This window comes from [Flexibacter] sp. ATCC 35208, from assembly GCF_001975825.1.
In the GTDB taxonomy this organism is placed as follows: Bacteria; Bacteroidota; Bacteroidia; order Chitinophagales; family Chitinophagaceae; genus Chitinophaga.
Genome location: NZ_MTKN01000018.1, coordinates 132,221 through 143,745, shown reverse-complemented (window position 1 = coordinate 143,745; position 11,525 = coordinate 132,221). Strand labels below are relative to the sequence as shown.

11 protein-coding genes are annotated in these 11,525 nt (G+C 45.2%); 5 read left to right on the top strand and 6 right to left on the bottom strand.

All coding sequences use genetic code 11. The annotated features are described in order from the left end of the window. Window positions 1-527 (top strand): acyl-CoA thioesterase (locus tag BW716_RS13610; protein ID WP_235643683.1); only part of this gene is annotated, 527 nt, incomplete at its 5' end. 45 nt (window positions 528-572) lie between these two features. Here BW716_RS13610 and BW716_RS13605 read toward each other — a convergent pair. The 3 genes from BW716_RS13605 to BW716_RS13595 form a co-directional block, all read right to left on the bottom strand. After that, complete coding sequence (locus BW716_RS13605) at window positions 573-2,339, bottom strand: ABC transporter ATP-binding protein (protein WP_083723114.1); 1,767 nt, start codon at window positions 2,337-2,339, stop codon at window positions 573-575. A gap of 219 nt (window positions 2,340-2,558) precedes the next feature. Continuing rightward, entirely contained in the window at window positions 2,559-2,795 is a 237-nt protein-coding gene (locus tag BW716_RS13600; RefSeq protein ID WP_083723113.1) for a hypothetical protein, read from the bottom strand. Between the two features lie 79 nt (window positions 2,796-2,874). After that, window positions 2,875-3,129 carry a hypothetical protein gene (locus BW716_RS13595; RefSeq protein WP_083723112.1) on the bottom strand — a complete coding sequence of 85 codons (255 nt, stop codon included), beginning with the start codon at window positions 3,127-3,129 and terminating at the stop codon, window positions 2,875-2,877. A 95-nt stretch (window positions 3,130-3,224) separates the two neighbouring features. On the opposite strand from BW716_RS13595, the gene BW716_RS13590 reads away from it, so the two are divergent. Further along, window positions 3,225-3,893, top strand: a complete 669-nt coding sequence (locus BW716_RS13590) for an MgtC/SapB family protein (protein ID WP_083723111.1) — start codon at window positions 3,225-3,227, stop codon at window positions 3,891-3,893. Between the two features lie 3 nt (window positions 3,894-3,896). Then, the gene (locus BW716_RS13585; protein ID WP_083723110.1) at window positions 3,897-5,102 is read left to right on the top strand and encodes a DUF763 domain-containing protein; all 1,206 of its coding nucleotides are present in this window, start codon (window positions 3,897-3,899) and stop codon (window positions 5,100-5,102) included. A 203-nt stretch (window positions 5,103-5,305) separates the two neighbouring features. On the opposite strand, the gene BW716_RS13580 is transcribed toward BW716_RS13585, so the two are convergent. From BW716_RS13580 to BW716_RS13570, 3 genes are all read right to left on the bottom strand, one after another. Beyond that, a complete protein-coding gene (locus tag BW716_RS13580; RefSeq protein WP_083723109.1) occupies window positions 5,306-6,037 on the bottom strand; it encodes a TIGR03915 family putative DNA repair protein in 732 nt (243 codons plus the stop codon). A 1-nt stretch (window position 6,038) separates the two neighbouring features. Further along, window positions 6,039-7,298: a putative DNA modification/repair radical SAM protein gene (locus BW716_RS13575; protein ID WP_083723108.1), complete on the bottom strand. Its 1,260-nt coding sequence runs from the start codon at window positions 7,296-7,298 to the stop codon at window positions 6,039-6,041. A 157-nt stretch (window positions 7,299-7,455) separates the two neighbouring features. Continuing rightward, entirely contained in the window at window positions 7,456-9,147 is a 1,692-nt protein-coding gene (locus BW716_RS13570) for a hypothetical protein (RefSeq protein ID WP_083723107.1), read from the bottom strand. A 139-nt stretch (window positions 9,148-9,286) separates the two neighbouring features. On the opposite strand from BW716_RS13570, the gene BW716_RS13565 reads away from it, so the two are divergent. Together BW716_RS13565 and BW716_RS13560 are read left to right on the top strand one after the other, a co-directional pair. Continuing rightward, window positions 9,287-10,174: a decaprenyl-phosphate phosphoribosyltransferase gene (locus BW716_RS13565; RefSeq protein ID WP_083723106.1), complete on the top strand. Its 888-nt coding sequence runs from the start codon at window positions 9,287-9,289 to the stop codon at window positions 10,172-10,174. Then, on the top strand, window positions 10,174-11,502 hold the full coding sequence (locus BW716_RS13560) for an FAD-binding oxidoreductase (RefSeq protein ID WP_083723105.1): 1,329 nt from the start codon (window positions 10,174-10,176) through the stop codon (window positions 11,500-11,502). Before BW716_RS13565 ends, BW716_RS13560 begins: the two co-directional genes overlap by 1 nt. Window positions 11,503-11,525 lie beyond the last annotated feature (23 nt).

Genomic DNA, 11,525 nt, shown 5'->3' with positions numbered 1-11,525 from the left:
AAAGTGTAAACAACTTCTATGAGTATCTTGCAATATTCAAATCGCGCACTATGATAGATACAATCAGTAACACAGTGACCCTGCGTTTCCTCGCAGAGCCATCGGATGTTAATTTCGGCGGAAAGGTTCACGGGGGCGCCGTGATGAAATGGATTGACCAGGCAGGATATGCATGTGCAGCTAATTGGAGCGGTCAGTATTGTGTGACCGTGTATGTTGGGGGTATTCGTTTTATCCGTCCTATCCAGATAGGCGACATGGTAGAAATTAATGCGACTGTGATATACACCGGTAACACCAGTATGCATATCGCCATCAACGTGTCAGCAGGCAATCCCCGCCAGCATGACAGGATCAAAACTACCCACTGTGTAATGGTGTTCGCTGCCGTAGATGATAACGGCAAGACGGTGCCCGTACCCAAATGGCATCCCGAAACACCTGCCGCACTTGAAATGGAAGCTTATGCTAAAAAGCTCATGGCATTGAGAATGAATATTGAAGAAGAGATGAAGCCTTATCTCTAATATATAAGAAAGATGCAGTTTGCACTGCATCTTTCTTATATGGGATCAATGGGTGAACTGCATTTCACTCAGGCTTTTATATAATCCCCCATCTAGCGTGAGCAATTCCTGGTGCGTGCCCTGCTCTATAATGCGGCCTTTATCCAGCACGATAATCTTATCTGCCTGGCGTACAGTCGCCAGCCTGAGGGCAATTACTATTGAAGTACGACCGCGCATCAGTTTTTCGAGTGCATCCTGCACCAGCTTTTCTGACTCAGAATCCAGTGCAGATGTCGCTTCGTCCAGTATCAGGATCCTTGGATCTTTCAGCACAGCCCGGGCAATGGCAATCCTTTGCCGCTGTCCGCCGGATAATTGAATACCTCTCTCTCCTACTACGGTATCCAGTCCTTCCGGGAAGCGTTGTATAAATTCCCACGCGTTAGCTTGTTTTGCCGCGGCGATGATTTCGTCCGGGGTGGCCTCCGGTTTGCCATAAGCGATGTTTTCGCGGATGGTGCCGCCAAATAGAAATACATCCTGTGGTACGATAGCCATCTGGCTCCTCAATGCAGACAATGGGAAGTCTGCCGCATCACGGCCATTGAATGAGATGCTGCCGCCGGCCGGTTCATACAATCTTAATAATAAAGAGGCGATGGTACTCTTGCCTGCACCACTTGGGCCTACCAAAGCTATTTGCTGGTCGGCTTCGATGTCGAAAGAGATATCCTGCAATACATTCAGGTCGTCCCTGGATGGGTAGCGGAAAGCGAGGTGATTGAAAGAGATTTCCCCATTCAGGTGATCTTTTTCAGCAATCAGCGCACTATCGGTAATAGGTTCTGCCGGTTCGTCGAGAATTTCCAGCAGGTGTTCGGTAGCACCCAGGGTCTTTTGAATGGTGGCATATACTTCAGCCAGTCCGGCTACAGATGCACCAATAAAGGTAGAGTACAAAACAAAGGAGATCAGTAAGCCTGGCTGCAGGGTACCCATAGCAATCAATACCGCACCTCTCCATATCACTGCGACGATTGCTCCAAATACGCCCAGGATCATAAAGGCGGCAAATGCGCCCCGGTAAGTACCCGTCTTAATACCGGTTTTTGCTACTTCAGCAGTTTTGTGCTGGTATCGCCGCATTTCAAAAAACTCATTGGCGAATGCCTTTACATTCAATATCCCCTGCAGGGTTTCTTCCACAATGGTATTCGCTTCTGCTACCTGGCTCTGAGCCTGTTTGGAATATTTGCGCACCACGCGGCCAAACAACCAGGCAAGGATTACAATTACCGGCAGGGTGCCCAGCATCAGCACGGTCAGCTGTGCAGAAGTATGTACCAGCAATGCGATACCCCCTACAATAATAATGATCTGCCGGATAAATTCGGCGACGGTGGTAGTAAACGTCTCTTGTAGCAGAGAGATGTCAGAAGAAATACGGCTGCCCAGTTCTCCCACCCTGCGGTTCAGGAAAAAACTCATGGGCAGGCGGATCAGGTGGTTGTACACATGCTGGCGAAGGGAAGCCAGCGAGCGTTCCGTGACCCGGACAAAAATGTTGATCCTAAAATACCCCAGGATGCCCTGCACTAAAAGTAACCCTATAAGCCATAGTCCCGTGTGGTTGATTGCCGAAATGTCTTTCGAATGAGAACCATTGTCTACCAGGTCGCCCAATAAACGTGGAAATGCGAGGTTCGATAAACTGGTAATAAATAATAATAACATGCCTACGCTGAACATGGGCCAATAGGGCCTGATGTATTTATATAAGCGAAAGGTCTTTTTAAACGATGCTTTCTTAACGTTCTGGTGTTGTTCCATAGAATTAATTACGAAGTACAATTTTAAATTACAGGGAGCTGATATAGGTTATGACGGGGTGGAGAAGTAAATATTGTACAAATATGGGGGGAAATTTCCAAAAGCAAGGCGCTCCCACCGAAGCAGAAGCGCCTATTAACCAAATTCACTTGTATTTATTGTCAATTATGGCCGGCTATAAATGATAAATGACGGAGGGTTCCGTCATTTATCATTTACTTACTGGGGCCTTCTGTTTCTAGAGCTGTCCTGTGTACCGGTGCCATAGCGGGATGAATCCTCTCCCGGATTTGGCGCGCCTGCCGGCACATCTGCCGCCGGGATCGTATCAGGGTTGATACCGGTCATCGAAGTATCTACAGTTGTTGTAGTAGAATCAGTACCGGAGTTTTTACCATTTCCACACGATGCAATGAATGCACCTCCGGCTATTAAAATAATATATACCTTTTTCATACAATTATTTTATATTATAAAGAATATCAATATTTTCGAAGGAATTATTTTCCACAATTAGTAGCGTAAACGCATCAGCTTAGTGATTCATTGTTGAATCGGGATGTGCGGATGAATCAACTGGCATAGTCGCTGTATCTATTGGTGTAGTGGTAGTCGTATCATTACTTACAGAAGTTGCGCTGCTATCATTAGACCCCGTACCTTTGCCGCTTTCACACGCAAAGAGAAAGAGGCTGAACGCTATAGCAAAACAGGCGGTTATACAAACTTTACAAACTGCGAGACGGAAATTGATCGCTTGTGTGCCCAGGTCTTTTTTTTGCATTTTCATGATTAACCAGATTGTCAGGATGAACAAATAATGTTGAATACTCCTTTTATTCGAAATAATTGTGCCAACGCGCACCTCATTAATTAGCACAGGTTATGGAAAACGTTTTATTTCAATTAATTGAGCTGCCTACTGTACTCAAAGTAGTAGTTTCCTGTGTCACAGGAGCCCTTTTGGGTATGGAGCGGGAATTTCATCACAAGGCGGCGGGGATGCGCACACTCACGCTGATTTGTGTGGGTAGTACCCTGTTCACCATTCTTTCGGTGGAATTGGGGATGCCGGGAAGTCCGGATCGGGTGGCTTCCAATATTCTCACCGGTGTGGGTTTTATCGGTGCGGGGGTTATTTTCAAAGGCACTTACAGTATTGATGGTATTACGACCGCTGCTACCATTTGGATAGCAGCCGCACTGGGAATTGGGGTGGGCATGGGTCACTATACGTTGGTGACAATTGCACTCATATTGGTGCTGATCGTCCTGCAGGGTTTGAAAGTGATTGAAAGGAGGATTTCAAAGATCAGGCAGAAGAAAATGGTGTCCATCTCCTTTGATGTTTCTCAGACGAAGGAACTTGATTTCCCGTCCATTTTTAAGCGTTTTAATGTGATCCACAGCCATTTGATGGTGTCTCGTAATCAAAACATCGTTGAAAACCGGTTTGAAATCAAAGGCAACCCGGCGGATATGAAAGAAATGAGTCATTACCTTCAGAATAATCCCGACATTTGTCAATTCGAAATGCAAATAAATCCATTGTAGACTATGTCACGTGCGTATGCGGATCTTCCATTACATTATGGGTCAGTACCACCCTGGCTGGCTGCCAGAATGAGCCTGCTGGGTGGGGCTATTATTGAAACTATTGTCGCTGACTATGGTAAGGCGGAGGTATTAAGACGATTGAGCGATCCCTGCTGGTTTCAGGCATTGGGATGTGTATTGGGAATGGACTGGCATTCTTCGGGGATCACGACTTCTGTGATGGGGGCTTTGAAAAAGGCATTAAACCCTAAGGCGCATGAACTGGGTATATATATCTGTGGTGGTAAAGGAAAGCATTCCCGGGCCACACCGCAGGAGTTGCTCATCATTGCAGACAAAACCGGGTTACCGGGCCATGAATTGGTAAGACATAGTAAGCTGGCGGCTAAGGTAGATAATACAGCCATGCAGGACGGCTTTCAGTTATATCTCCACTCCTTTATTGTTTCCAGTGAAGGAGATTGGGCAGTGGTACAGCAAGGCATGAATGATGGAAATGGCATGGCGCGTAGGTACCACTGGCATTCGGCAACGGTGCGCAATTTTACAGAGACACCGCATTCCTTTATATATGGTAAGAACCAGGGACTGATTTTGAACCTGACTGACAAGGCGGCTATGCCGACGAAGGAGGGGCTCATTGAACTGGTAAAGGCTTCACCTGAACAGCTATTGCCGGAGATCCGGAAGCTCACCATGCCTTCGCACCATGATGTGCGGGCGGAGAATGTGGATTTGAAAAGGTTAGGTGCCGTGCTGGCGGTGGCCCATGAAAGACAGGTGATGGATTTTGAGACGCTGTTACTAATGGAAGGTGTGGGTCCGAGAACATTGCAATCGCTGACTTTGGTAAGTGAGGTGATACATGGTACCCCTTCCAGGTTTACCGACCCGGCCAGGTTTTCATTTGCACATGGTGGAAAGGATGGACATCCGTTTCCAGTGCCGGTGAATGTGTATGATGAAACGATCAGTGTGATGCGGGAGGCGGTGAATAAGGCGAAAATTGGGCAGAATGATAAGCAGGATGCGATCAGGAAGTTGTCGGTGTTGTCACAACAATTGGAAAAGGATTTTATACCGAACGAGCGGTTTGATGAGGTGGTTGAGCGGGAGCGGAAAGATTCATGGAGACATGGAGGGAGAACGATATTTGGGAAGGAGAAACCGCCCCCCAAAAACAACCAGCTGAGTCTATTTGATTAGTTGATTAAGGGAAATGGGCATGGTCATAATAACAACCAGTTGAGTCTATTTGATTAGTTGATTAAGGGAAATGGGCATATTCATAACAACAACCAGCTGAGTTTATTTGATTAGTTGATTAAGGAAAATGGGCAACATTCAGCCTATTGATAAGTCATAATAAATACAGAAGCTACCCAACCCTCAAATAAATGAGGAGCGATTTATCGCAATTCCGGCAAATACTTCCAATACCTTTTAGGCATATGCTGTAACTGCAATTTCCTGTTTACCCTACCCGCGATATTCGCCCCTTTATAATAAGTTTGCCACAATGCCTGGTAGTCATTTTCATTCGGATCCCAAATCCCCTCCTGTTTATCCATCTCCATCCAAATAGTATCCACCTTCTCCAAATCATAATAAATTCCATAGTTCCTCACCCTGTCATAAATCATCCAACGCTGATCTGCATATCGCTCTTTAAAGTGCCGGATGATTAAAGGAAGCACATTATAGTCCGGGGCAACCAGGCTGAAATAAATACCATCTTTCGTCAATTGAAACCGTACAAAAGCCTCCATTCGATGCTTCTCTCTATGCACCTTGCGAGCCGTCTGGGCAACAAACAGCACAAAAGCATTACCGAAATCATGCTCTATACTCAACTGGTTATCAAATATATAACGCGCATAGTTTAACAATTGATCTTCAATAACATCTATTTCTGAGAGAAAAGCAGCGAAAAACTGATGCAACCCATCTGCTGATAGTTTTTTGCTAAGGCCCATCCAGACCCGATCTGCCTTTTCCAGGTCGGTTTGTACTGAAATTGTGGTAGCAAACATGTCCGGAACGAAGGCATTTTCCTTCCTGATCACCCCCTGTTTTTTATAACTATCGAACACGGCCGTTAAGAATCCTTCAAACGAACCATCATATAGATAAATCTCCATATCAGAATAAAGAAAGTTGAGGAGTATGTAGTTTTAGGTACTTACTATGTGACTGATGTAAGATCTGTCGCCTGATCTGTCCGGAAGTATAATCCTTCTTCTCCATCGCACCTTTCTTGCACGTAATGAAGTACTTAGCACGGTTTAATTGAACCCCCATTTGCTGTAACTGATCCCACCCCAGCGCACTAAAAGTACGGGCAGCGATGATCTTGTTCACGCTGTTCATACCGATGCCCGGAATTCTGGCAATCAGCATTTTATCGGCCGTATTGATATCTATCGGGAAAAAGTGCATGTTCCGCAATGCCCAGGATAATTTCGGGTCTATCTCAGTATCAAGGTGAGGATTAGCGTCATTTAGTAACTCATGTGCATTGAACCCATAAAACCGCATTAACCAGTCCGCCTGGTATAACCGGTTCTCTCTCATCATGGGTACCTGACTTTGTAAACCTGGTAAGCGGGCATCGTTACTGATGGGTACATAACCGGAATAATACACCCGCTTCAACTTAAACTGCTGGTAAAACCGGGAGGCCAGGTGTACGATATCCTTATCCGTTTCCTTCCCTGCTCCCACTATGACCTGTGTGCTTTGGCCCGCGGGTACAAATGTGGGTACCTTTTTTAGCACCTTGCGTTCATCATCCAGCCGGATAATTTCATTTTTGAGAAAGTTCATAGGCTGGATCATATCAGCCCGCTTCTTCTCAGGTGCTAATAATTTTAGTCCTTCCTCAGTAGGTAGTTCCAGGTTGACACTCAACCGGTCAGCATACATACCTGCTTCCTTCATCAGTTCATCGCTGGCACCGGGAATGGCTTTGAGATGGATGTAGCCATTGAACTTGTGTATGGTTCTCAGGTCCTTGGCAATCCTCACCATACGTTCCATTGTATAATCCGGGTTTTTAAATATCCCCGAGCTGAGGAAAAGCCCTTCTATATAATTCCTTCGGTAAAAATTGATCGTCAGATCCACGACCTCCTGTACAGTAAAGGCCGCCCTTTTGATATCGTTGCTCTTGCGGGATACGCAATAAGCACAATCGTAAATGCAGTAATTGGTTAACAGGATTTTTAAGAGAGAGATACATCGCCCATCGGGTGTATAAGAATGGCAAATACCCATACCTGGATGGGCATTGCCAAGCTCCTTGTTTGTATTTTTCCGGTCGCTGCCACTGCTTGCACAACTCACATCGTATTTGGCAGCGTCCGCCAGTATGGATAGTTTTTCATGAACTCTTTCCTGCATGACAATCACTTTAGTCAAAAATACTAAAATATTTAGCATTTCAACCTAATAAAACATTCAAGAAAGAGGGAATTTACCAACGGGGAATGAAAACCATTTTCAAAGAAAGAGCCTGCATCCACCGGATACAAGCTCTTCAAAATTCATTTAACCATTGTTACTCTTTCACATACACCTCTATAATGGCATGCGTTGGCCTTCTCGGCGCCAAAAACACATCCGCTTTCTTATAATGCGCCTCCAGCTCATACCGCAAAGCAAACGGGAAGAAGTTATTATTCTCCGGCGCATATTCATACAACACCACATCATAATACTGGTTCCTCACCTTTTGGGTAAACACACTCAGCTGTTTATTGAACATCCCTACACCCAAATGATACCAGAGCGGACTATCGCTACCCGTTTCCGGGGTATAAGGCATTTCTGCGGCCAACGGAGTTAACTCAGTCATGTTCAATACTTTAAGATGTCCTTTATTATTCTTCACCACAGGCATATCCATCAGTTTCCGCATGCCCTCCACCGTTTGTGGCGGCATATAAATTCCTTTAAATGCTTTCAGATCAGAGAACACCCATTTGGAAGTCGGAACATCTGTCGTATCCCATTCGATCATATAGTTGTTACGAGACACCACATTCTCCCCCGTTTTACTCACCATTGGCTCAAATGCGGCAAAAGAGGTATCCGCATGTAACGCCGGTAGTTTATTCACCGATTCATCGTGTGGTAACAACCGGCTCGTTACCTTATCCATATATTTCCAGAAGGTACCTGACCACCATAGCAACACAAGTAATGCCGCACCTGCAAATGCCGGTTTTCTACTCAGGTCAATGTGCAACTGATCCACTAAGCGGGACGCAATAAATGCAAATGCGAATGCATGGAAGAAGATATTATTATCAGGCGGGGTGTAGCTAGTTACCTGAAAGATAGCCGATTCTGCCAGTATACCTAAAGTTAACAGCGTAAACAGCATTGCCTGTCTATCCTGCCAGTAAGCTTTGAATTGTTTAAACGCAGGCAGCAACACGATCACCATCATCACGATATAGAACTTAATCCATTGTGACTGGTACAACACTTCTGACACAATATCATACAATGACAAACGACTATTATGCGGCGCCTGTCCGTGGTTAAACCAGTATCCAAATCCATAGTGAATAAACGGACCAATAAAGATCGCAGCTACTATACCATAGAAAGCAACAAATAAAGGTACATCCCATAAGCGCTTCTGATTTAAGCTATTATAGGTCAACAACGCCAGCGACAGCAACAATGCCAGACCACCGCCATCCTGTTTGGTAAAGAACGACAGGAAGGTGAACAGGGCGGCTAAAAAAAGATGCAGGAACTTAACCCGGCCCTGTGGTCCCATCAGGAAACGGAACAAAAACGCCAGTCCGACCAACTCATACACAATCACCGTCTGGTTGTACCATGGCCAGAAATTGAAGAAAGAATACGACAGGACAAACAACAACACAGAAAGGATCCTTATCACCGGTTTTACATCCAGACTTTTCAGGATAGACCTGAAAGAGATCCCTGCCAGAATGTTCATAAACACCTGCGCCTTCACCAAAGTCACCAGTTGCGGCCCAAAGATTTTAAAAAACAATGCAGGTACAATCCAGAAACCATACCCTAATGGCAACCCAAAATCACGATAAGGTACCTGACCCTGGGAAATACGATAAGCCCCTTCCCAGGACAAAAAGATATTGACCCTGTATGGTAAGGGAACGAAAAGGGGGAACAACGCCAGGCCGATAATGATTACAATTTCTGTAACAAAAGCGCTCTTTCGGCTGAACGGAGCATAAGTTGACGGCATACAAAAACGGGGATAAAAACGAGTGTAAAATTGTATTGAACGGACCAAAAATAGGAGAATTAACCGTAAAATTGCTTTTTTTCACGCAGTTGTTCCATAAACCATCGTATATTGGCACGGTTATTAAGAACTTATCCCCGTGCAATATTTAAAATTATTAAGACCCTCCCATTGGGCAAAAAATCTGTTTTTATACATACCCCTTTTCTTTGCTGGCGAAATTTTCGACTATGCCAAAGTTGTCGAAGTACTCCTCGGTTTCTTTGCATTTAGTCTCATCGCCAGTAGTATTTACATTATCAATGATTATAATGATGTGGAGGCCGATCGTCGCCATCCTGTTAAGTGCAAACGCCCTATTGCATCAGGTGCTGTCTCCAAACCAATGGCGCTCGTATTCTTTGTACTTTGCCTGCTGATAGGAGGTTTATTAGCGTGGTATGTGAAACCCAAATTCCTGTTTGTAACAGGTATTTACTTCATTATCAACCTGCTATACTCCTTCGGATTAAAAAACATCAGTATCCTCGACATCCTGATACTATCCATCGGCTTTGTATTGCGTGTCAAGGCAGGCGGGGTGGCTGCCAATGTAGCGGTATCTGAATGGCTCATGATAATGGTATTCCTGCTGGCACTTTTTATGGCCGTAGCCAAACGCCGCGACGATGTGCTGATCAAAACCAGCACTGGCCAGGAAATGCGAAAAGCCGCCGCCGGTTACAACCTGGACTTCATGAACGTCATGCTGGCACTGGTTTCGGCCGTGATCATAGTGGCTTACCTCATGTATACCATGGCACCAGAAACCATGATCCGCTTCAAGACATACCGTCTTTACTATACCTGCCTGTTCGTAATTGGCGGATTATTACGATATTTGCAAATAACATATGTAGAGAACAATACAGGTTCTCCTACCAAAATCCTATACAAAGACCGTTTCATACAATTAACCATACTCCTGTGGGTGCTGAGTTTTTATGTGCTTATTTATTTACCCACTAACAAAAGTTTTTTTGAGTAATGGAAAAACGGTTAGCAAACTGGGGCAACTACCCCATCATCTCCTGCGATGAGACAACATTTACGCAGGTAGATCAGGTTGAGGACATGATTTCCTCACATTCTTCCATCATTGCCCGCGGCAACGGCCGCTGCTATGGTGACGCCTCGCTGGCTACTAATAGTATTTCCACTCTTAAGTTTGACAAGGTGTTGCAGTTCGATACTGAGACCGGCGTCTTTGAATGCCAGTCGGGTATCACTTTAGACCAGATCCTCAGGATCGTAGTGCCTGAAGGCTGGTTCCTCCCTGTCACACCCGGTACAAAGTTTATTACCGTAGGTGGTGCTGTAGCTTCCGATGTTCATGGTAAGAACCATCATGCGGAAGGCTCGTTCTCGAACCACATCATCGATATGGACGTTATCACTGGTAAAAAGGAAACCCTTACCTGCTCGAAGGACAAATTGCCCGACCTGTTCTGGGCTACCTGCGGTGGTATGGGACTAACCGGCATTATTACCCGTGTGAAGTTTGGCCTCAAGAAAGTTGAAACTGCGTATATCAAACAGAAGCAGATCAAAGCCAAAAATCTGGACGAATTGATCCGCCTCTTTGAAGAATATAATCAGTATACCTACAGCATGGCCTGGATCGATTGCCTGCAGAAAGGCGATAGTTTTGGCCGTGGTATACTCATCGTAGGTGAACATGCTACAAAGGAGGAACTGAATGCCCAGCAACAGGCAGCCCTTTTGAACCTGCCTGAGAAACGCCCCCTGTCAGTTCCATTCAATTTCCCATCATTTGCCCTTAACACATTGACGGTGAAGGCCTTCAACTGGTTGTATTATGCAAAGAATACCAAAAGGGAGATTAACAATGTGATCCCTTACGAACCATTCTTCTACCCGCTGGATGCAATTTTGCACTGGAACCGTGGTTATGGCAAAGCTGGATTTGTACAATACCAGTTCGTGCTGCCATTGGATAAGAAGGAAGGTCTCGTGGAAATCCTGAAGCGCATCAGCGATGCAGGATTGGGTTCTTTCCTGGCGGTACTGAAAGTATTTGGTCACCAGGACGACCTGATCTCATTTCCAAGACAAGGGTATACCCTGGCGCTGGACTTCCCGGTGCGCAAAGGACTCTTTGCATTCCTGGATGAACTGGATGCTGTGGTACTCCAATACGGTGGAAGGTTGTACCTTTCCAAAGATGCCCGGATGAAGAAAGAAGTATTCTGGCAGAGTTATCCCAATGCACAGCGATTTGCAGAAATTGTAAAAGCTTATAATGGTGATAATATCTTCCATTCTGTACAGTCTGAACGACTGGGTATCAATTGATTAATTTCACCGTCTTAACCGAA

What these genes read in the sequence shown, in the direction of transcription:
- BW716_RS13605 (WP_083723114.1), bottom strand. Translation starts at nt 2,339, where the DNA reads ATGGAACAACACCAGAACGTTAAGAAAGCATCGTTTAAAAAGACCTTT.
- BW716_RS13600 (WP_083723113.1), bottom strand. Translation starts at nt 2,795, where the DNA reads ATGAAAAAGGTATATATTATTTTAATAGCCGGAGGTGCATTCATTGCA.
- BW716_RS13595 (WP_083723112.1), bottom strand. Translation starts at nt 3,129, where the DNA reads ATGAAAATGCAAAAAAAAGACCTGGGCACACAAGCGATCAATTTCCGT.
- BW716_RS13590 (WP_083723111.1), top strand. Translation starts at nt 3,225, where the DNA reads ATGGAAAACGTTTTATTTCAATTAATTGAGCTGCCTACTGTACTCAAA.
- BW716_RS13585 (WP_083723110.1), top strand. Translation starts at nt 3,897, where the DNA reads ATGTCACGTGCGTATGCGGATCTTCCATTACATTATGGGTCAGTACCA.
- BW716_RS13580 (WP_083723109.1), bottom strand. Translation starts at nt 6,037, where the DNA reads ATGGAGATTTATCTATATGATGGTTCGTTTGAAGGATTCTTAACGGCC.
- BW716_RS13575 (WP_083723108.1), bottom strand. Translation starts at nt 7,298, where the DNA reads ATGCAGGAAAGAGTTCATGAAAAACTATCCATACTGGCGGACGCTGCC.
- BW716_RS13570 (WP_083723107.1), bottom strand. Translation starts at nt 9,147, where the DNA reads ATGCCGTCAACTTATGCTCCGTTCAGCCGAAAGAGCGCTTTTGTTACA.
- BW716_RS13560 (WP_083723105.1), top strand. Translation starts at nt 10,174, where the DNA reads ATGGAAAAACGGTTAGCAAACTGGGGCAACTACCCCATCATCTCCTGC.